Genomic DNA, 21,092 nt, shown 5'->3' with positions numbered 1-21,092 from the left:
TGCGGACACCCCTGCTGCGCGGTGATCATTCGTCGGTGCTACCGGTTTTGAGTCCCGCGGAGATCTGGTCCATCACGCTGGAGTCGGCGAGGGTGGACACATCGCCGATCTCGCGGTTCTCGGCGACGTCGCGCAGCAGCCGCCGCATGATCTTGCCCGAACGGGTCTTGGGCAGCTCGCCGACGACCATGATCTGGCGTGGCTTGGCGATGGGCCCGATTTCCCGGGCCACGTGCTCGCGCAGCGCCGCGATGGCGGTATCACCGCTTGCCGCGTCGTCGGTGCCACCGCGCAGGATGACGAAGGCGACGATGCCCTGGCCGGTGGTGGCATCGCTGGCTCCGACCACGGCGGCTTCGGCGACCGTGTCGTGCGAGACCAGGGCGGATTCGACCTCGGTGGTCGAGATGCGGTGCCCGGAGACGTTCATGACGTCGTCGACCCGGCCGAGCAGCCACAGATCGCCGTCTTCATCGTATTTGGCGCCGTCGCCTGCGAAGTAGAAGCCCTTGTCGGCGAACTTCGACCAGTAGGTCTCGCGGAAGCGCTCGTCGTCACCCCAGATGCCACGCAGCATCGCAGGCCACGGCTTGTCGAGCACCAGCAGTCCGCCACCGCCTGCGCCGACCTCGTCCCCGTTCTCGTCGACGACGGCCACCGAAATCCCCGGCAGCGGAGTCTGTGCCGAGCCCGGCTTGGCCTCGGTCACCCCGGGCAGCGGTGAGATCATGATGGCGCCGGTTTCGGTCTGCCACCAGGTGTCGACGATGGGGGCCGTTCCGCCGCCGATGTGCTCGCGATACCACATCCAGGCCTCGGGATTGATCGGCTCGCCCACCGAACCCAGTACCCGCAGCGAGGACAGATCGTACTGCGCGGGGATGTCGGCGCCCCACTTCATGAACGTGCGGATGGTGGTCGGCGCCGTGTAGTACAGCGACACCCCGTACTTCTGCACGATGTCCCAGTGCCGCCCCTCGTCGGGGGTGTTCGGCGTGCCCTCGTAGATGACCTGCGAGGCGCCGTTGGCCAGTGGCCCGTAGACGATGTAGGTGTGGCCGGTGACCCATCCGATGTCGGCGGTGCACCAGTACACGTCGGATTCCGGCTTCAGGTCGAACACGGCGCTGTGGGTGTAGGCGGCCTGGGTGAGGTACCCGCCCGAGGTGTGCAGGATGCCCTTGGGTTTGCCGGTGGTGCCCGAGGTGTAGAGGATGTAGAGCGGGTGCTCGGAGTCGAAGGCCTCCGGGGTGTGCCGAGTGGACTGCCGGTCGACCACATCGTGCCACCACGCGTCCAGCCCGGAGTTCCAGGCCACGTCCTCGCCGGTGCGCTGGACCACGAGCACGTGCTGCACACTCGGCGTGGCCGTGACCGCCTCGTCCACGTTGGCCTTCAGCGGCATCGGCTTGCCGCGCCGGTACTGGCCGTCGCAGGTGATCACGACCTTGGCCTCGGCGTCGTTGATCCTGCTGCGCAGGGCTTCCGAGGAGAAACCGCCGAACACGACACTGTGCAGGGCCCCCAACCGGGCACAGGCCAGCATCGAGAACACGGCCTCGGGCAGCATCGGCAGGTAGATCGCGACCCGGTCCCCGCTGCCCACGCCCAGCTCGGCCAGCGCGTTGGCGGTCTTGGAGACCTCGCGCTGCAGCTCGGCGTAGGTGATCGCACGGGAATCACCCGGTTCGCCCTCCCAATAAATCGCCACCCGGTCGCCTGCGCCGGACTCCACATGCCGATCCACGCAGTTGTAGGCCACATTGAGCTTGCCGCCCACGAACCACTTCGCGAACGGCGCGTCCGACCAGTCCAGCACCTGGCTCCATTTGGTGTCCCAGTGCAGCCGTGCGGCCTGTTCGGACCAGAAAGCCTCTCGGTCGGCAGCCGCCTGTTCGTACCACTCCGCCGTGGCATTCGCCTGCGCGGCGAACTCCGGAGACGGAGGAAAAGTCCTGTTCTCCGAAAGGAGATTGTCCAGGGTGTTGTTCTGCCCGTCGGGCTGACTCATTGCTGAGACCTCCGTGGCTGCTGATGGGACAGCTGTGTGTGAGTAAAACCGTAGTGCGATCCGTCTCACTTCGACAGGGGACCACCTCGAAGGTACGGACCAATCCGAGAAGTTGATCTTCCGGGTGGGGGTATGCACTGCGGAGGGTCGTCATGGTGATATACGCCGCACCTTGCGTGTGGCGCGGCCGTGCCCGGCCCGATGGGCCTAAGAAAGTGGCGCCGGTAGCGTCGGGAGCGTGAATGCCCAGGAGTCGCTACGTCCGTTGTTGGAACTGCCCGGTGTGTCCGAGGCCGTCACGACCGCACGCGCGGCCATCGACGACGTGCACGAGCATCCGGCCAATCGGCGTGGCTGGCCGACGACAGCCGCCGAGGCATCGGTGCGTGCGGCACGGGCATCGGCCGCCGTTGCCGGAGGCGCGGCGGAGATCCCGGAAGGCGGGGAGGTCAGTGATCCGTTGCTCGCGGGATCCCTGCGGATCGCCGAGGCGATCGGTCCGCTGCTGCCGACCTGGCAGCGTGCCCCGCTGCAGGCCCTGGCCCGGTTGCACGTGCTGGCCGCGGCGGACCTCGTCGGCGAGCACGAGCAGGAGCGGCTCGGTCGTCCTCGTGCGAGCGAAGAGGTCTCCACGCGGCTGGACCTGCTTGCTCAGCTCGTCACCGACACGAGCGGAAAGTCGCAGGGGGTGATTCCGGGGCCGGTTCAGGCTGCGGTCGTGCAGGGCGAACTCCTCGCGCTCGCCCCCTTCGGTGAGGTCGACGGAGTGGTGGCACGTGCCGCGGCCAGGCTGAGCGTGATCGGTAGCGGCCTGGACCCGAAGGGACTCGTGGTCCCGGAGGTCGCCTACTTCCGGCAGCAGAGCCAGTACGCGGACGCGGCCGAAGGATTCGCCTCCGGGGAACCCGAACGGGTGGGAGCGTGGATCGTGTACTGCTGCAAGGCTTTCGAATCCGGCGCTCGCGAGGCCAAGTCGATCGCCGACGCCGTCCAGGAGTGACGCCGTGCGTCGGCCAATTTCGCGAGAAATCGACCAACGCAACTGAGCGGGCAGCCAATCCGGCAGCAGAGGAACGACGTGAAGAAAATTCTGATCGACTGTGATCCCGGTATCGACGACGCCCTCGCCATCGCGCTCGCGCACGGCAGCCCCGACCTGGAGGTAGTGGGGCTGACCAGTGTCGGCGGTAACGTGGGGCTGGAGCACACCACCACCAACGCACTGTGCCTGACCGAGTTCTACGGGATGACGGTGCCGGTCGCACGCGGCGCGGATCGTCCGCTGATCCGCGATCCCCGGGATGCCTCGGAGGTCCACGGTCCCAACGGCCTCGGCAACGTTGTCCTGCCTGCCCCGGAAAGAACGCCACGGAACGAGCATGCGGTCGAATTCATCATCGACACGCTGGCGGCTTCGCCGGGCGAGATCAGTCTGACCGCCGTGGGCCCGCTGACGAACATCGCGCTGGCACTGCGCAGGGAGCCGCGTATCGCGGAGTGGGTGCGGGAGTTCGTCATCATGGGCGGTTCATACACGCGCGGCAACAACACCCCGGCTGCCGAGTTCAACATCGCCGCCGATCCGGAAGCCGCGGCGGTGGTCTTCGGCGCGTCGTGGCGGACGGTGATGATCGGTTTGGATCTGACCGTGCAGGCCAGGGCCACGGCCTCGGTGCGTTCCCGATTCACCGAGTTCGGACGGTTCAAGCAGGAGCTGCTGAGCCCCTGCCTGGACTTCTACGGGGGGTCCGTGCCATACCGCGCCGGGGATGGTCCTCCGATTCACGACGCGTGTGCGGTGGCCTACGTTCTCGATCCGAGCCTGATCACCACGGTGCCCGCTCGGGTCGATGTGGAAACGCACGGCCGGTTCACCTCGGGGATGACGGTCACCGACTTCGCGGGCGAACCCGCGCTGCACAACGCCCTGGTCGCCACCGAACTGCGCCAGGATGCCTTCTGGGATCTGCTCACGGACTCCTTCCGCACCGTCGCCTCCTCCCTGCCGGGCGCCTGATCCGGTCGGTTTCGCGCACCACCGGCATCCCCTCCGGTGAGGTTCGTTGCCTTCTCATTCGGCCGCTTGCGGTGCGGCGATGTCGAGGAACGAGCGAAGCACGGGCGGCTTGGCGCCGTGGCGCCATGCCATCGCCGTCTGGGCCATCGCGGAGACGTCCGCCAACGGCAGGAAGGTGACCCCGGGACGCGGGAGCTGCTGTACCGAGGCCGGGACCACGGCGATGCCGATTCCCCCGGCCACCAGGCCCACGATCGTCTGCATGAGCCAGACGTCGCGCTGCACGACACGCGGGGTGAAGCCCGCGCGCTCACATGCCTCGGCAACGATCGCGTAGAGACCGGGCATGCTGCCGTGCCTGGCGGGCAGGATGAACGGCTCGTCGGCCACCGAGGACAGGTTCACCCTGGTGCGACCCGCCATCCGGTGCGCGGTGGGCAGTGCCAGCATCAGCGAGTCCTCGGCCACGCAGTGCATGTGCAGCGAGGGGTCGTCGAACGGGAGGTAGAAGAACCCGACGTCGATCCGGCGGTCGTGCAGTCTTTCGACGATCTCGTCCGGCTGCAATTCCTGCAGGTGCAGGGAGACATCCGGATACTCCGTCTTGAACTGCCGCAGAATCGGCGGGAGAACGACATTGGAGGCCGAGGGGATGAACCCCACTGCGAGCCGCCCGACGAGCCCGCTGCCTGCTTCCCGAGTCATCCGGGTGGCCTGCTCGACCTCGTGCAGGATGCGTCGCGCCTCGTCCAGCATGACCCGCCCTGCTTCGGTGAGCTGAATGCCGCGGGCGTTGCGGTGCACCAGTGCGACGCCGAGGTCCGCTTCGAGCTTGCGCAACTGGACGCTCAGCGGTGGCTGCGCGATGTGCAGGCGCTCGGCGGCGCGCGTGAGGTTCTGCTCCTCGGCGATCGTCACGAAGTACCGCAGGTGTCTGAGCTCCATCCTCACCTCCAAGTTATATGTTCTGCATATAGCTAGTACCACAAGGTGGTATTGGACATATGACATACGTCAACGGCACGCTGGCTTACCAGCGGGTAGCGACCCGATGGATGCCGAGGCCGGAGGTGTTTTTCGGCCGTGCGGGGCGCCGACTTCGTGATTCGGACAAGGCGATACTCGCCATTCCCGGTTCGGCACGGGTCGAGGCGCCGTCATCCGTAATTCTTCGGTGAAAAGCCGATCAACGTACAACGAATCAAGGGAGGGTGCTGTGTCGGCGGCTGAAACGCTCAACCGCACGGGTGCCCAGTGGGTGCTGCCGCTGTGCTGGGCGGCGGTTCTTCTTGACGGCTTCGACCTGGTCGTGCTCGGCTCGGTGCTGCCCGTCATGCTCGACGAGAGCGTCTGGGGCCTGACCCCGGCGAGCGCCTCGTTCGCCTCGACCATCGGCCTGGTCGGCATGATGATCGGTGCGCTGGTGACCGGCACGATCACCGACCTCATCGGTCGGCGCAAGGTGCTGATTCTCGCGGTGTCGAGCTTCTCGGTGTTCACCGCGCTGTGTGCGGTCGCGCCCTCGGTTTTCGTATTCGGTCTGCTGCGCTTCCTCGCCGGACTGGGGCTCGGCGGCTGTCTGCCCACCTCCATCACGCTGGTGACCGAGTACGCGCGGGGCAGCAAGAGCAGTAGTGCTACGACGACGATCATGACCGGCTACCACGTCGGTGCGGTGCTCACCGCGCTGCTCGGGTTGGTCCTGATCTCGCCGCTGGGATGGCGGTCGATGTTCATCGCCGGTGCCGCACCCGCGCTGGTGCTGGTGCCACTGATGATGCGGTACCTGCCGGAATCGCAGAGCTTCCGCGCGGCTACGTCGAGTGCGAGCGCGGAGCCGAGTGCGAGTTCCGCCCGGGAGAACATCGCGATGTTGTTCCGCGGCGGTATGGCCCGTTCCACCGTCGCGTTCTGGGTGGCCTCGTTCCTGGGACTGATCCTGGTCTACGGGCTCAACACCTGGTTGCCCGAGATCATGCGTGAGGCGGGTTACCCCCTCGGCGCGTCGCTGGGTCTGCTGCTGACCCTGAACGCGGGAGGTGTGCTCGGCCTGATCGTGGCAGGCAGAGTGGCCGACCGTACGGGTGTGAAGCGTTCGACGGTGCTGTGGTTCGTGGGGGCTGCGGTGCTGCTGACCCTGCTCAGTATCCGGCTTCCCGCGGTCGGCCTCTACGCGGCCGTGCTCTTTGCCGGATTCTTCGTGTTCAGCGCGCAGGTGCTGGTCTACGCCTACGTCGGCCGCGCCTACCCGGCCGCCACCCGGGCCACCGGCCTCGGTTGGACCACCGGTGTCGGGCGTATCGGTGCGATCAGCGGCCCGCTGCTCGGCGGTGTCCTGCTCACGATGGGCATCGCGTACCCGTGGGGATTCTATGCCTTCGGTGCGATCGGTGCCCTCGCCGCGGTCGCGATCGCTGCGGCGGCGCGGCCGTCGGCACAGCGGGCGGCACCGGCCGGATCGGCCGAGCAGTCCGATGCCGCCCTGCAGGAATCCAGCCGGTGATTCCCGGGATGTGAATCGCCGGCCGTGAACCACCGGCAGTGCATGCCGGGGCGATCGGCCACACCGTGGGTCTTGCGGGTGCCGTAGCGCCCGCAGGACCCACGGTGGCCTGGCCGCCCCTCGACGCACTCGTCCCGCGTACTCGATACCCAGTTCGCCGTTTCGTCAGAGGTGTCCACTCATGTCCGAACTTCGTCCTGATCGCCGTACCGTGCTCGCGGGCTCGATGGCGGCCGCCGGAACGTTGCTCACCGCAGCCACGGGCACGTCGGCCTCCGCCGCCGAGGGGGCGGCCACGAGTGCCGGAGTTCCGGACACGGGAACTCACGTCGTGACGCTCGGCACGGCAGCCGGGCCCGCAGTGCGCAGCCCGCGCCAGGGCATCGCCACCGCGGTCGTCGTGGACGGCAATCTTTATGTGGTGGACACCGGACTCGGCGTGGTCCGGCAGATCGCCGAGGCCGAGTTGCCCACGAATCGGCTGCGGGCGATCCTGCTCACCCACCTGCATTCCGATCACATCGCCGAGCTGCCCGCGATGTTGCTGTACAACTGGGGTCCTCAGGTGGACGGCTTCACCGAACCGTTCGAGGTCGTCGGCCCGGCAGGTGCGGGTGCCCTGCCGAAGGGCTATCGCCCGGCCGTCTCGCCTCCGACCCCCGGTACCCGCGAGGTCGTCAACAACATCCTGGACAGCTACGCCTACGACGTGAACATCCGCATCTCCGACGAGGGCCGCCCTCCGCTGGATGACCTCGTGCGGCCGCGGGAGATCCAGCTTCCCGGCGGCTTGTCTGCAGGGCCGCGCAGTCGGCTCGCCCCCGAGATGGAGCCGATCGAGGTCTACTCCGATGATCGGGTCCGGGTGCTGGCCGCGCTCGTCAACCATCCGCCGGTCTTCCCGTCGTACGGCTACCGGATCGAAACGCCGGACGGTGTGATCGCACTCTCCGGCGACACCACCGAACACCCCAACGTCGTGACCCTGGCCCGGGATGCCGACGTGCTCGTGCACGAGTCGGTCTACCTGGACTACTACCGCAAGCTCGGGAAGTCCGCCGATTTCATCGACCATCTCTCGGGCAGCCACACCGATCCCGCGGGCACCGGACGGGTCGCTGCCAAGGCCGGGGTCGGCCACCTGGTGCTCAGCCACCTCGCCGGTGTCGCCACCGACGAGCAGTGGACGGCGCCTGTCCGGAAGAAGTACGGCGGCCGGGTCACCGTCGCCAACGACGGCCAGGTTTTTTCCCTGTGAGGCGGCCGGACGTTCCAGCGCCCCGGGTGCGCGACTCGTCATCTGTGCTCCCGCTGCCTGCGCCGGTCCGGCCTGGCCTCCAGCCGATGCCCGCCGATGGCCTCGTCGGCGGCTTCCAGAGCTGCCTCGGCTCGCTCGGGATGGTGTTGGACCACTCCGACGAACAGGCAGTCGATCACCGTGAGTTGGGCGACGTGGCCGGCCACGGCTCCCGAGCGGAAGGTGGTTTCGCGGACTGCTGTGGTCAGCACGTGGTCGCCTGCCTCGGTGATCGGTGAGCGCCGGAAATTGGTGAGTGCGGCCGTGGTGGCCCCGCGCCTGCGCGCCAAGTGCAACGCTTCCACGGTTTCGGCGGTGGCTCCGGTGTGCGAGACACCGATGGCGACGTCATCGCCGCACAGCATCGCCGCCGAGGCCAGGGCGCCGTGGGTGTCCGACCACGCGAAACAGGTCAGGCCGATGCGGTGCAGTTTGCGCTGCAGTTCCAGGGCGACGAAGCCGCAGGCACCGAGGCCGTAGACGTCGATACGGCGGGCGTGGACGACGGCCTCGACGAGAGCTTGCAGTGCCTCGGTGTCGAGCTGTCCCGTGGTTTCCTCGATGCTCCTGGCATCGGCATAGCCGATCTTGCCGACGGTGGTGGCCATGTCGTCGTCGGTGGTGATGTCGTCGCCGAGCTCCCGGTCCCGGTCGGTGGTGCGGGCGAGATCGGCTGCCAGGGCGATGCGCAGATCCGGGTAGCCGCCCACGCCCACGGCCTTGCAGAACCGGGTGACGGTGGTTTCGCTGGTGCCCGCGACTTCGGCGACGTCGCTGATACTGCGCCGCGCGATCGAGGCCGGGTCGGACAGCACGATCTCGGCCACTCGCTGCTCCGCCCGTGCGAGGCCGGGAAGCAGTGACCTGATCCGCACCAGAGCGCTCGCCCCGTGCGGATCGGGAGAAGAGTCGACAGTGGCCATGGGAAACATACTCACACTGATGGGTGTGCGCCCCGGAGTTGTGGATCCCCGTGCCAGGGCGAGGCAGGGCATCGGCCGGTGCCGATCAAAGGAGTAGCGTTCTACATTTGCGTCGTGTGCTCCGGCTGGATGTAGACGACCACGCGGTGGTCCCCCGGTTGGTGATACGGGTACTCGTCGGCGTCCGTGTACTTCTTGGCCATTTTGTTGATGAACCCGTTGTCCGGATCGTCGTCGATCCGCGCCACCTTTCCACGCACCTCCAGGTATCGATACGGCTGTTCCGGATCATGCACGGACACCGCGATACGCGAATCCCGCTGCAGGTTGCGGTACTTCTGACGGGTGGTCGTCTGGCTGAATTTCAGGTACTCGCCGTCCCAGTCCACCCATACCGGGTTGGACTGCGGTTCGCCCTTCGGACCGATGGTGGCCACGTGCGCGAACGAGCGCTTGGTCATGATGTCCTGGAGTTCCTGCGGTACCACTGACACGGTGGCTCCCTTTCGACGCGGACTGAGAGCGGACAGTGCGAGCCTATGCCGAAATGCGCGCCTCGGCTCAGCGGAGCTTGTTCGGGGACACCGGCCGGTGAATCGCCGAGCCTGCTGCTCGTGCCATGGTGCACCGACGACGTGCTCCACGCGGGCCACGTCCACGAACGGATCCTCGAGGACACCACGCCGAGCCTTCATCGCGAGGATGCGTTCGACACTGGCGTCGATACGCTTTTCGCTCAGCTCGCCCGAACGCATCGCATCGAGGACTCCGGTGACGGCCTCGTGCAGATCTCGCGGCATGAGTAGCTGGTCCGCGCCCGCTTGCAGGGCCCGTACGGGGATCTCGGCGGCCGGGTACAGGTCTCGCACGGCACCCATCCGTAGTGAGTCGGTGATGATGACGCCGTTGAATCCGAGCTCCGTGCGTAGCATCCCGGTCAGGACAGTGGGCGACAATGTCGCCGGCTTCCCCGAGTCGTCCAGGTGCGGCAGGACGAGATGGGCGGTCATGATCGCGTCCGCGCCTTCGGCGATGGCCTCCCGGAACGGCGGCGCATCGAACCGTTCCCACTGGCTGCGGCTGTGGTCGATGATCGGCAACGATGCGTGGCTGTCGGTGCGGGTGTCCCCATGTCCCGGGAAGTGTTTGACCGTGGCCGACACGGTGCTGCCCGCGGGCGCGGAATCCTGGTAACCCCGCACCTGTGCCCTGGTCATCCGTGCGGCCGTCATGGGATCGGACGAGAACGAGCGGGTTCCGATCACCGGGTTCAGCAGGTCGGCATTGACATCCCCGACGGGTGCGAAATTCTGGTTCACCCCCATGGCCCGCAGTTCCCGGCCGGTGATTGCTGCTGCCAGCTCGGCGTCCTCGGTACTGTTCCCTGCCCCCAGAGCCATGCTGCCGGGCAGCTGTGTTGCCGGTGGACCGATGCGGGTCACCGACCCCTGCTCCTGATCGGTGGAGATCAACAGCGGGATGCCCGATCCCGAGGTTGTGGCGGCGCTTTGCAGGCCGTTGGACAGTTCGGCGATCTGTTTCGGCTCGTACAGGCTGTCGGTCCAGGAGAGGTGGACCAGCCCTCCGAGTCGGTAGCGCTGGATGACCTCGGCAGGGGTGTCCACGCCGAACTCGTCCCGGTTCCTCGGATGTGCGGTCTCGGCGGTGTGTCCGCAGGCGTAGGTGACGAAGAGTTGCCCGACCTTGTCCAGCAGCGACATGCGCGTGATCATGTGTCCTGCCCGGGCATACGCGGCACCTTCGGCGCTCCTCGGCGGAGGATTCGGGATCGGCCGGAGAACCTCCGGATGACATGTCGGCGGACGACATGCCGGCGGCGCTCGCCACACAGGGTGAACGAGCGCCGCGTGCGACACGAGCCGACAGGTTACCAAGCGTGCACCATTTGTCGTAACGTCTGGGCTCGGCGTCCGGCGTCCCGGTACGCAACCCTGTGGACGATTCAGCCTCCTGCGGCGGCTGCGCGTGGGTGCCTGTCGCTCGTGTACGGAGTCCTTGTCGGGGGGACGCTGCTTCTCCTCCGCAACGTCCTGGCCAACGCGGAGTCCGCACTTCCTTTGTAGCTCGTGATGCCGGTCACTGCAAGGGCTTGCGGAGCTGTGCTGTCGCAGGTCTCGGTCTCACCGGTGACGGCGCCAGTGTCGCAGGCCGAACCAGGTCGCCCCTGCCGCGGCGACGGCGCCCACGCCGAATGCGGCAGCAGCCACCGTGGTTCCCGAAGGCGTGGGTACGCGGGCCCGCAAGGACACGGGGTGCTCGAACGCCAGAGACGGCCAACCGCGTTGCGCGGCCTCCTTGCGAAGACTGCGGTCGGGGTTGATCACGGTGGGGTGGCCCACCGACTCCAGCAACGGCAGATCGGCGACGGAGTCCGAGTAGGCGTGGCTTCCCGTGAGGTCGTAGCCGTACCGGTCGGCAATCTCGCGCGCTGCGCGAGCCTTGTTCATCGCCGAGCAGTAGAACTCCACCTCGCCGGTGTAGCGGCCTTCTGCGACCACCATGCGGCTCCCGGTCGCGTGTGTGGCGCCGAGGAGTTCGGCGATCGGCCCCACCACTTCCTGACCGGATGCGGACAGCACCACCACATCGTGGCCCTGCCCCTTGTGCTCCTCGATGAGCTGGGTGGCCTCCTTGTAGACCAGAGGGTCCACGATGTCGTACAGCGTCTCCTCGACGATGGCTCTGACCTGCTCGACATCCCAGCCGGTGCACAGGGACGTGATGTGGGCACGCATCCGGTCCATCTGATCGGCGTCGGCCCCTGCCAGCATGAAAACGAATTGCGCGTAGGCGCTTTTGAGTACGGCCCGCCGATTGATGAGTCCTTCCTGGAAGAACGGTCGGCTGAATGCGAGAGTGCTCGACTTGGCGATGATCGTCTTGTCCAGGTCGAAGAACGCGGCAGCACGGGGCTTGGTGGTGACCGCGTGGTCGGCGGGCATGGTGGACTCCGTCACGCCGTTCAGCATACGAGTCGAGCAGCGGCCGGTGCCGATGGTGACGGTCCCTGTTTTCGGTGACGGCCGCTTGGTGTGGAGCATGTGCGCTGTGCTGGTTCGGAAATCAGTCCGGGGGTCGTGAACTCACCCGAATGCGCAAGGATTGGTCCGGGCGAGTGTTATTCGAAAGATGCTTGTTTCCTTGCATGGATGGCAAGCATCGCTCTGTGGGTACGGGCTAGAGTGTGGGGGCGTCCGGTAGCCCGGACGGGTTCAGCTCGACCCCCCGGAGCTGAACCGTCGGCGACCCCCGTCCCTCCCCCCTGGCGGGGGTCGCCTTCTCCTCGTGGCCGGTGATCTCTGCACGGCCGAAATTCGCTCGATGTATCTCTCCGGGTCTCTCGGCTTCTCCCATCAGAACATGAGTTCTATTTGTGTTTTTGGGTGTCGATATCGACCCGGCCGAAACCGGAACGGTCACGGGGGAGCGGGCATAACGGCGCAGCTTCTTTTCCTCGGCTGCCCACAGGATTGGTTATCCACAGATACGCGAGTTGTCCACAGGCTCGCCACAAGAGTGTTGGCGTGGTGCTCCGCGCGAGCCAGTGTGGATCTCGAGCGAATTCGGATCCACCTTCGGCCGTTCGAGGAAGGAGCCACGTCATGTCTACGAAGTTTCTGTTGCTCGTCACCACCGAGGACGATTTGGCGGAGGAGGTGTGCCGCCTTGCCGCCGTGGCCGGTTGCGAACTCCGTCGCATCAACGATCCGGACGATGCCGGTGAGCAGTGGCGCTGGGCTCCGCTGGTGCTGCTCGACGAAGCCGCGTTGACGGCGTGTTCTGCGAAGGGATTGCCGCGAAGGCCCGGTGTGGTGGTGATCGGCACCAAGCCCCCACCCGGCTTCTGGCGTGCGGCCTTCGAGGCGGGAGCCGAGCAGGCGATCGAGCTCCCCGACGACGAGACTCGGTTGGTCGATCTGCTCTCCGAGACACGGGAAACCCCGGCACCCCGATCGGGTCGCGTGCTCGCCGTGACCGGTGGCTGCGGTGGAGCGGGTGCCTCCGTACTCGCCACTGCCACGGCGCTGACCGTTGCTCGGCGAGGGGACCGGTGCATGTTGCTGGACTGCGACCCGCTGGGTGGCGGACTGGATCTCGCGGTCGGTGCCGAAACCACCGCGGGGCTGCGCTGGTCGGGGCTGACCGTCAGCGGCGGCAGGGTTGCGGCGAGTGCTCTGCACGAAGCCCTGCCCGAGCGCACGATCGGCTCGGGGGCGCTGACCCTGCTGTCCTGTGATCGCGAGGGAGCCGGGACGGGGATGACTCCTCCATCGGTACGGGCGGTGCTCGACGCAGGCAGGCGAGCCGGGGAAACGGTCGTTTGTGACCTGCCGAGATTCCACGAGGAGGCCACCAGCGTCGTTCTCCAGCAAGCGGACCTGACCATCGTGGTCGTCCCCGCCGAAGTTCGAGCCTGTGCGGCGGCGGCTCGGCTCGTGGCCGGAATCCGCGATCGCGCCGGACCGATCCAAGCGGTCGTGCGGGGGCCGGCGCCCGGTGGGCTCAAAGTGGCCGATGTGGCGCGTGCCGTCGGTATCGACGTCCTCACCGCGATGCGTCCGCAGGCAGGACTGCCTGCGGTCATGGACCGTGCCGGGTTGTGCTCCGGACGGGCGGCAGTGCGTGGTCCGCTGGCCCGCACGGCGCACGAGCTGCTGGCGGCACTGGACAGCGCGGATGCCGACACCGCGATTCCGGAGGCGAGTTCCGCGCCGGTCGGTGCGCCATGAGCACGGATCTCGTCGAGCGGGTGCGGTCCCGACTGATCTCCAGTGGTACTGCGGTGACCTCGGCCGCGGTTGCCACCGCCGTCCGCGAGGAAGCCGGCGGACTGGTCGGTGATGCCGATGTTCTGACGGCCCTTCGGATGCTGCAGCAGGAGTTCCTCGGAGCAGGGGTTCTCGAGCCCCTGCTGCGTGATCCCGGGGTGACCGACGTGCTGGTGACCGGCCCCGAGGAGGTGTGGGTGGACCACGGTGACGGCCTGCGGCACGCACAGGTCACGTTCACCGATGAGGATGCCGTGCGCAGGCTCGCTCAGCGCCTCGCGCTTACCGCCGGACGCCGCCTCGATGATGCGCACCCGTGGGTGGACGCATGGCTGCCGCAAATCGGTGCCTCCGGTGCGGTGCGGTTGCACGCCATCCTTTCCCCGGTGGCAGCCGGCGGGACCTGCATCTCGCTTCGAGTCCTGCGGCCTGCGGTGCACGACCTGCACACACTCGAACGGGTGGGCACCTTCGACGCGCCCACGGCAGCGGTGTTGCGCTCGATCATCACGGCCAGGCTGGCGTTTTTGATCACCGGCGGAACGGGCGCGGGAAAGACGACGCTGCTCGCAGGCATGCTGGGCGAAACGGCACCGTCCGAGCGGATCGTGTGCGTGGAGGAGGCAGGCGAGCTGCATCCCGAGCATCCGCACGTGGTCCGGCTGGTCACTCGACCTCCGAATATCGAGGGTGCCGGCGAGATCCGGATCCAGGACCTGGTCCGGCAAGCACTGCGGATGCGTCCGGACCGGCTCGTCGTCGGTGAGGTTCGCGGCTCCGAGGTGTGTGAATTGCTGGCCGCGCTCAATACCGGACACGACGGGGGAAGTGGCACCGTGCACGCGAACTCGCCGTCGGAGGTTCCGGCACGGATGGAGGCACTCGCCGCGCTCGGTGGGCTCGGGCGGGCAGCACTGCACAGCCAGTTGGCGGCTGCCATCCAAGTGGTGCTGCACGTTCGTCGCAGTGCGGTCCGCAGTCGGCATCTCGCGGGGATCGGTGTTCTGCGGCGCGATGGTGACCGGGTTCGTGTACTGCCCGCCTGGGATGACGACGCCGGTTGGGGACCGGGGGCCGAGCAACTCGCCGAGCTGCTCGGCGCCGAAGGGGGTGTCGTGCCGTGCTGACACCGCAGTCCCTCTTCGGGGCCTCGGAGTCGCTGATCGTGCTCGCGGCCTCGTTGCTGTGCTGGCCGAACCTTCGCGCTGCCAACCGCCTGCCGGGCAGGGAAGAACCGGGCAGGCGAGAGCACAGAAGTACTCGATGGCCACGGGGGAGGGACAAGGCCGAAATTGCCTCCGTTCCGGTCGCGGCAGTGGCTGGTGTCCTGGTCGCCGGTGTCGGTGGGCTCTGTGCGGGAACGGCACTGGCGGTACTGGCGAGGAGGTATCGACGCTCGCGCAGCGATTTCCGTCGTCGGCTGAGCCGGTGTACCGAGCTGGCGACGGGAGTCCGGCTGCTGGTCGCCGAACTCCGGGCGGGCGCGCATCCGGCGGTAGCCGCCGAGGGCGCCGCTGCCGATTCCGCCTTCCGAGTGGCGGGGATCTTCGGTGACATGGCCGCGGCAGCTCGGCTCGGCGGTGACGTGGCAAGCACGTTGTCCGGTAGTCACGAAGTAACGGCGGAACTACGCGAGCCCGTCGGGCGGCTGGCGCGCTGCTGGATGCTGGCCGAACGCCACGGCGTCGCGCTGGCGGATCTGCTTGATGCGGTCCGGCGGGATCTCGAACACCGTGCCGCGTTCATGCGCGACGTCGAGGCAAAGATGGCGGGTCCCCGGGCCACGGCACTGGTGTTGGCGGGACTGCCGGTTCTCGGAATCGTGCTGGGCGAGATGGCCGGAGCCGGTCCGGTCGCGGTGCTCACCGGCGGCCCGGTCGGTCAAGGCCTGCTGATGGCAGGCACCGCGCTGCTGTGTACGGGCGTGCTGTGGACCGTCCGACTGACCGAGTCGGTGGTGCAGTCGTGATGGTCATGTGGTCCGCACTGCTGCTCGCAGGCGGATTGCTCCTCGTTCCCGCGCCTTCGGCCGTGTCGAGGCTGCAGACCGTATCCACCGGTCGGGTAAGGCCGGGTAGGTCTCGGCAGTCGAATCGGTATCGGCTCCTCCGCTGCTTCAGCGGGGAACTGCCACACCACGTGGGGAAGCGGCCCCTGGTGACCTCGGCTGCTGTGGCGATTCCGATTGCGGGTGTACTCACCTGCCTCGTCGGGTGGCCGGTGGCCGTGGTGGTCACCCCGGCCACCGGATGGCTGTGCCATCGCTTGCTGAAGCGACGTGCTCACGGCAGCACCGATCCACTGAGATTGGCATCGGGATGGGATCTGTTGGCTGCCGGGCTTCGTGCGGGTCTGCCGATTCCCGCCACGGTGCGTGCCGTGGCGGCCGAGTTCACCGGCGGTGCCGAAGCGGCATTGCTGGAGGTGGCTGAGTGCCTCGCTCTGGGGGCGGATCCGGTGTCGGCCTGGGAGCGCGCGATGCGACACCCGGACACGGTCGAACTCGCCCGGTCGGCCCGGCGGGCAGCGCGCACGGGAAGCGGGCTGGCCGGAGTCGCGGAAGGTATCGCCGCGCAGGCGCGGGCGTCGATGGACGAGCACGCGCAGGCGCGCGCCCAGCGGGCAGCCGTGTGGGTTTCCGCCCCGCTCGGTCTGTGCTTCCTTCCGGCATTCCTGTGTCTCGGGGTGGCTCCCGTGGTGGTGGGAATGCTCGATCGACTGATGTAGCTCGTGCCACGGCAGCGGAGAACGACAGTTGATTTTCCCGAGAGGAAACCAAGAAAGGAGATCGACATGGAGATACGGAAGAGTGTCCCGGAAACCCTGTTGCGACCTGCTCCGTTGAAATCGAGGCCGTCCGGTCGGAGGCTGAGCAAGCTGCGGGCGCTGCTGCACGGTGATGACGGGATGAGCACTGCGGAGTACGCCATCGGCACGCTTGCGGCGGCGGCCTTCGCCGCACTGCTCTACACGGTGCTGACCGGTGATGCGGTAACGGAGGCGCTCACCTCGTTGATCCAGCGGGCTCTCGAGAGTGGTCTCCGGTGACCGTACATGTGCTTCATCGGAAGACGGCTCGCCGAAGGGGTGCTCACCGACGGGATGCTCGCCGGAAGGCAGCTCACCGGGCGTGCGGCGCGACGTGCCGGGATTCGGGAACGGTGACCGTCGAGGCGGCCCTGGGTGTCTGCTCGATCGTGGCCGCGTTCGCGCTGGCTCTGGCCGGAATGAGCGTGCTGATCGGACAGCTGCGATGTACGGATGCCGCGATCGAAGCTGCTCGGCTCGTTGCCCGGGGTGAGCGGGACAGGGCTAGGGAGGTGGCGCGCCGGATCGCACCCGATGGTGCGCGGGTGCACGTGACAGTGCGGGGTGATGAGATCACCACCAGAGTCACCGTACGACCTGCCGGAGGCCTGTTACCCGAGCAATGGCTGACCGGGCGCGCCTTCGCCGTCATGGAACCGGGCCGGGCGACGGCCCCGGCTTCCTCCGCGGAGCCCGCGGTACCTCCCGAGGGGCACAACGCACGGGCGGTACCGCGATGAGCGGTCAGCGGGCGGGCGACGGCAGCATGTGCACCGATCGGGACGGGGGTGCGGCGACCGTCTTCGCCGCGATCGTGTCGATGGGGTTGTTGACGGTGCTCTGGTTGGGGCTCCAACTGGGAGCTGCGGTGATCACCCGGCACCGTGCGGAGGGAGCAGCGGATCTGGCGGCGCTGGCTGCGGCGGCACACGCGGTCGGAGGCACCGAGTTCGCCTGTGCGAGGGCGCGATGGGTGGCCGAGGGGATGCGCACGACGATGGTGTCGTGCCGGTTGGCCGACCGGGATGCACGCGTGCGGGTCCGTATCGAGGTGCCCGGCCTGTTGTCCGGCTTCGATCCGGTCAGTGCTCGGGCGCGAGCGGGACCGGTTCGGCAGTGAGCCTGCTGTTCTCGGTCCGGTACCGGGCGTCGGTGGATGACCGCTCGTCATGTCGTTTCTTCGGTGGTCCTGTCCGTTCGTCGACACTCATCGCCTCGGATCGACCGGTCGTCTACACGGGGGTGTACTGGATCACCCCTCTTGACGTTTCGTAGTGGTACGAGCGCGATGCGCGGGAGCCGGAGCGGTTTCGTTCGTTCGTGCTCGGTTCGAGACAAGGAGGCGAAGTTCATGGATTGGTCGGAGAAGGGTTGGCGCAGCGCCTTCCGGATCGAGTTGCGGGCGCAGGCCATCGGCCTCGCGTCACGGGGCTGGCCGGTGCTGCCCGGAACCTTTCCGACGGACTCCGGGTGGGCCGGTCGCAGCGGCTTCGAGACGGATGGCCCCGTGCCCGTGCACAATGATTGGCAGGAGCGACTCGGTACCAACCCCGACCAGGTGGCCTCGTGGTGGTCGGGCAGGCCGTACAGCCTGCTGGTCGCCACGGGGTCGGTGGTCGAAGCCGTCGAGGTCGATGCCGGACTCGGTCGCAGTGCGGCGACGGCCCTGCGTGCGGTGGGGATGCCGGTCCCCATCGTGGCGACTCCGGCCGGACGGTGGTATTTCCTGGCACGCGGTGAGCCACGGCTCTGTGCGGAACTCGCCGCCCATCCGGAAGTCCACCTGCACGGCCCGGGGAGCTGGATACCGCTGCCTCCGACTCCGTTCCACCAGGGAGTCGTGCATTGGAGAGTCCAACCGCAGGTGTGCGGCTGGCAGCTTCCCGAGTTCGACCTGGTGCAGGATGCGCTCTACGCCGGTCTGCACGAACGTCCGGATGTGGCCGCCCTCGTCGCAACCAGGTGATGAGCCCGTGCTGACTTCGTGTGATCCGAGTGGATCGGCACCGCGCCCCGGGTTCCCCGATGTGCCGGGTGGTGGGATGAACTTGCGAGTCACCGACGGCGAATTATCGAGGCCGCGGTGTGCTCCGGTCATCCGGTGCCCCCTCGCACAACCCGGCCGATTCCACCGGCACCTCACACGCGGTCAGCACGGCGTCGAGGACAGCCACTGCCCCCGCCTTGTCCAGCGGTTCGTTGCCGTTTCCGCACTTCGGCGACTGAACGCAGGACGGGCAACCAGCCGGGCAGGCGCAGGAAGCGATCGCTTCCCGCGTCGCAACCAACCATGGGAACAGCGCGGCGAAGCCGCGGTCGGCGAATCCGGCGCCCCCCGGATGACCGTCGTGCACGAACACCGTCGCCTCCCCGGTGTCCGCGTGCACGGCGGTGGAGACGCCGCCGATATCCCACCGGTCGCAGGTTGCGAACAGCGGTAGGAGGCCGATCGCCGCGTGCTCGGCGGCATGCAGCGCGCCGGGGAGGCGTGCCGGTTCCAGCCCGGCGCCCCCCGGCGCGCTGCCACGAAGCAGTTCGTCGCTTGCGGTGTACCAGACTGCGCGAGTCGCCAGTTTTCGAGCGGGCAGGTCCAGTGGAACCTGATCGAGCACCTCTCCGGAGGGCAGCCGCCGAAGGTAGCCGACGACCCGGGACGTGACCTCCACTTCTCCGAGATTGATCGAAACTCCCGCCGCGACCCGCCGGGATTCCAGCGTGCGCAGCACCGAGATATCGGTCTCGTCGCGAGGTGAGGTGTTCCACTCCGGGTTTTCGGCATGCACCAGCGCCAAGCCGTCATCGAGGTCGAGTTCGTCCACGACGAAGGACTCGCCCCGGTGCAGGTACACCGCTCCGGGATGCACGGTCCCGTGTGCCGAATCCGGGTCCACCGTGCCCAGCATTCTTCCCGAATCGCCTTCCACCACGGCGATCTGTTCGCCACCTGTGCCACGCAGTTCCACCGTTCGGTGGGGACGTTCTCGTGCGGTCCAGTACCAGCCGTGGGCACGAGCGCGCAGTACACCCGAAGCGGTGAGCGCCTCGACCGCTTCCCGCGCCGGAGGCCCGCCGAAGAAGTTCAGGGCCGCCCCGTCGAGCGGAAGTTCGGCCGCTGCGCAGGAGAGGTGAGGTTCCAGGACATACGGGTTGGCCGGGTCCAGCACCGTGGCCTCCACCGGCTGCTCCAGCACGGCGGGCGGATGATGCACGAGGTAGGTGTCCAGCGGGTCGTCCTGTGCCACGAACACCACAAGGGCGCCATCGGCATCACGTCCGGCCCGGCCCGCTTGCTGCCAGAACGAAGCCAGCGTGCCCGGGTAGCCTGCGACCACCACCGCATCCAGTCCGGCGATGTCCACGCCGAGCTCCAGCGCGTTCGTCGTGGCCACCGCGAGCAGTTCTCCCGACAGCAGACAACGCTCCAGTTCGCGGCGCTCCTCCGGCAGGTAGCCACCGCGGTAGGCGGCGATCTTGCCGGGCAGCGCGGCATCCACGTCGGACAGCGTGCGCCGGGCCGTCAGCGCTGCCACCTCCACGCCACGCCGGGAACGGATGAACGCCAGGGTGCGAGCATTCTCGATGACCAGGTCGGCCATGATGCGCGCTGCCTCGGTGCCCGCCGAGCGGCGCACCGGGGCGCCGTTTTCCCCGCTCGATTCGTGCAGCAGTGGCGGTTCCCACAGTGCGATCGTTCGCCCGCCGCGCGGCGAGCCATCGTCGGTGATCGCGCGGCATTGCACCCCGGTGAGGTTCCTGCCCAGCGCGCCGGGGTCGGACACGGTGGCCGAGGCCAGCACGAACACGGGGTCCACCCCGTAGTGGTGGGCCATTCGACGTAACCGGCGCAGCAGCAGTGCCACGTGTGAGCCGAACACACCGCGGTAGGTGTGGCATTCGTCGATGACGACGTAGTGCAGTCGTCGGAAGAAACGCGCCCACCGGGAGTGCTGGGGCAGGATGCCGTGGTGGAGCATGTCCGGGTTCGTGAAGATCCACCGGGCGTGCGCGCGTACCCAGTCTCGCTCGGCCTTCGGTGTGTCTCCGTCGTAGCTTGCTGCGCGGATGCCGTCCAACCCGAGTTCGGTCACGGCGCGGAGCTGGTCGGCGCCCAGCGCTTTGGTGGGTGACAGATACAGGGCTGTGGCGCGATCGTCGGTGTGCAGTCGGGACAGCACCGGTAATTGGTAGGCCAGGGATTTGCCGGAGGCGGTCCCGGTGGCGATGACGGTGTTCGTGCCCGCCCATATTGATTCGGCACCTTCTGCCTGGTGCGTCCAGGGAAGGGGGGCGCCGCGCGTGCGGAGGGCGACCACGACCTCGTCAGCCGCCCACTCCGGCCACGGCGCGTGGCGGGCCGGGCGCTCGGGGAGGTGCTCGACATGCCGCAGTGGTGACTCACCGGTCGGTACCCCGGCCAGTACGCGATCGAGCAACCGCTGCCCGTCGTCCTGCGTCCGGTGAGTCTCTGCCTTTCGGGTCACCCATCGAGCCTCGCACAGGGATCCGCGAGGACTCGTGCAGGAGCGAAGTGAGCCGAACTCGCATCCCGTGGACATGCGGCTGGCTGCCAAATCGGGAGCGAGGCCCGGGCCATCTTGTGCGTCCAATACCTTATGTCACCCGTTCGGGCCAAATCGCGAAGACGCCGATTGAGTGATCAACAGGGTGGTGTATCGATACAGTTCTGGCAAAATCCCACGTCGTGGCAAGTGACGTAGCACACCGTGATGTAAGCCACTCGAA

Annotated in this window: 18 protein-coding genes; 12 read left to right on the top strand and 6 right to left on the bottom strand. The window is 67.7% G+C overall.

The window, feature by feature from the left end; genetic code table 11:
• Positions 1-25: 25 nt before the first annotated feature.
• On the bottom strand, positions 26-2,011 hold the full coding sequence (gene acs, locus JOF55_RS09475) for an acetate--CoA ligase (protein ID WP_310272628.1): 1,986 nt from the start codon (positions 2,009-2,011) through the stop codon (positions 26-28).
• Between the two features lie 238 nt (positions 2,012-2,249).
• Here acs and JOF55_RS09470 point away from each other — a divergent pair, with 238 nt between their 5' ends.
• On the top strand, positions 2,250-3,011 hold the full coding sequence (locus JOF55_RS09470; RefSeq protein ID WP_310272626.1) for a Fic family protein: 762 nt from the start codon (positions 2,250-2,252) through the stop codon (positions 3,009-3,011).
• Positions 3,012-3,089: 78 nt separating this feature from the next.
• Entirely contained in the window at positions 3,090-4,028 is a 939-nt protein-coding gene (locus tag JOF55_RS09465) for a nucleoside hydrolase (protein WP_310272624.1), read from the top strand.
• A gap of 54 nt (positions 4,029-4,082) precedes the next feature.
• Here the strand turns inward: JOF55_RS09465 and JOF55_RS09460 are convergent, their stop codons facing one another.
• Complete coding sequence (locus tag JOF55_RS09460) at positions 4,083-4,973, bottom strand: LysR family transcriptional regulator (protein ID WP_310272622.1); 891 nt, start codon at positions 4,971-4,973, stop codon at positions 4,083-4,085.
• A gap of 271 nt (positions 4,974-5,244) precedes the next feature.
• Between JOF55_RS09460 and JOF55_RS09455 the strand changes: the two genes are divergently transcribed.
• Together JOF55_RS09455 and JOF55_RS09450 are read left to right on the top strand one after the other, a co-directional pair.
• Positions 5,245-6,531: an MFS transporter gene (locus JOF55_RS09455; RefSeq protein ID WP_310272620.1), complete on the top strand. Its 1,287-nt coding sequence runs from the start codon at positions 5,245-5,247 to the stop codon at positions 6,529-6,531.
• Between the two features lie 181 nt (positions 6,532-6,712).
• Positions 6,713-7,789 carry an MBL fold metallo-hydrolase gene (locus tag JOF55_RS09450; RefSeq protein WP_310272618.1) on the top strand — a complete coding sequence of 359 codons (1,077 nt, stop codon included), beginning with the start codon at positions 6,713-6,715 and terminating at the stop codon, positions 7,787-7,789.
• A gap of 38 nt (positions 7,790-7,827) precedes the next feature.
• On the opposite strand, the gene JOF55_RS09445 is transcribed toward JOF55_RS09450, so the two are convergent.
• From JOF55_RS09445 to JOF55_RS09435, 3 genes are all read right to left on the bottom strand, one after another.
• Positions 7,828-8,751: a MurR/RpiR family transcriptional regulator gene (locus JOF55_RS09445; protein ID WP_310272616.1), complete on the bottom strand. Its 924-nt coding sequence runs from the start codon at positions 8,749-8,751 to the stop codon at positions 7,828-7,830.
• 101 nt (positions 8,752-8,852) lie between these two features.
• Entirely contained in the window at positions 8,853-10,484 is a 1,632-nt protein-coding gene (locus tag JOF55_RS09440) for a TIGR03618 family F420-dependent PPOX class oxidoreductase (RefSeq protein WP_310272614.1), read from the bottom strand.
• Between the two features lie 408 nt (positions 10,485-10,892).
• Positions 10,893-11,741 (bottom strand): HAD-IB family hydrolase, encoded by an 849-nt coding sequence (locus JOF55_RS09435; protein WP_374727257.1) that lies wholly within the window; start codon positions 11,739-11,741, stop codon positions 10,893-10,895.
• Positions 11,742-12,374: 633 nt separating this feature from the next.
• On the opposite strand from JOF55_RS09435, the gene ssd reads away from it, so the two are divergent.
• The 8 genes from ssd (at position 12,375) to JOF55_RS09395 (ending at position 18,315) form a co-directional block, all read left to right on the top strand.
• Positions 12,375-13,502 carry a septum site-determining protein Ssd gene (gene ssd / locus JOF55_RS09430; RefSeq protein WP_310272609.1) on the top strand — a complete coding sequence of 376 codons (1,128 nt, stop codon included), beginning with the start codon at positions 12,375-12,377 and terminating at the stop codon, positions 13,500-13,502.
• Positions 13,499-14,668: a TadA family conjugal transfer-associated ATPase gene (locus JOF55_RS09425; protein ID WP_310272607.1), complete on the top strand. Its 1,170-nt coding sequence runs from the start codon at positions 13,499-13,501 to the stop codon at positions 14,666-14,668. The genes ssd and JOF55_RS09425 overlap by 4 nt, the downstream gene beginning before the upstream one ends.
• Positions 14,662-15,510 (top strand): type II secretion system F family protein, encoded by an 849-nt coding sequence (locus tag JOF55_RS09420; protein ID WP_310272605.1) that lies wholly within the window; start codon positions 14,662-14,664, stop codon positions 15,508-15,510. The genes JOF55_RS09425 and JOF55_RS09420 overlap by 7 nt, the downstream gene beginning before the upstream one ends.
• A 170-nt stretch (positions 15,511-15,680) precedes the next feature.
• Positions 15,681-16,268 carry a type II secretion system F family protein gene (locus tag JOF55_RS09415; RefSeq protein ID WP_310272603.1) on the top strand — a complete coding sequence of 196 codons (588 nt, stop codon included), beginning with the start codon at positions 15,681-15,683 and terminating at the stop codon, positions 16,266-16,268.
• Between the two features lie 66 nt (positions 16,269-16,334).
• Positions 16,335-16,589: a DUF4244 domain-containing protein gene (locus tag JOF55_RS09410; RefSeq protein ID WP_310272601.1), complete on the top strand. Its 255-nt coding sequence runs from the start codon at positions 16,335-16,337 to the stop codon at positions 16,587-16,589.
• 113 nt (positions 16,590-16,702) lie between these two features.
• On the top strand, positions 16,703-17,089 hold the full coding sequence (locus JOF55_RS09405; RefSeq protein WP_310272599.1) for a TadE family type IV pilus minor pilin: 387 nt from the start codon (positions 16,703-16,705) through the stop codon (positions 17,087-17,089).
• Entirely contained in the window at positions 17,086-17,469 is a 384-nt protein-coding gene (locus JOF55_RS09400; protein ID WP_310272597.1) for an Rv3654c family TadE-like protein, read from the top strand. Before JOF55_RS09405 ends, JOF55_RS09400 begins: the two co-directional genes overlap by 4 nt.
• A gap of 231 nt (positions 17,470-17,700) precedes the next feature.
• Complete coding sequence (locus tag JOF55_RS09395) at positions 17,701-18,315, top strand: bifunctional DNA primase/polymerase (RefSeq protein WP_310272595.1); 615 nt, start codon at positions 17,701-17,703, stop codon at positions 18,313-18,315.
• Between the two features lie 103 nt (positions 18,316-18,418).
• Here JOF55_RS09395 and sftH read toward each other — a convergent pair whose 3' ends face one another.
• Positions 18,419-20,830 (bottom strand): DNA 3'-5' helicase SftH, encoded by a 2,412-nt coding sequence (sftH, locus tag JOF55_RS09390; protein ID WP_310272593.1) that lies wholly within the window; start codon positions 20,828-20,830, stop codon positions 18,419-18,421.
• Positions 20,831-21,092: the final 262 nt, after the last annotated feature.

Origin of the sequence: Haloactinomyces albus, from assembly GCF_031458135.1 — a bacterium.
In the GTDB taxonomy this organism is placed as follows: domain Bacteria; phylum Actinomycetota; class Actinomycetes; order Mycobacteriales; family Pseudonocardiaceae; genus Haloactinomyces; species Haloactinomyces albus.
Note: the sequence above shows the minus strand (reverse complement) of the source record. Positions and strands in the feature narration are given on the sequence as shown.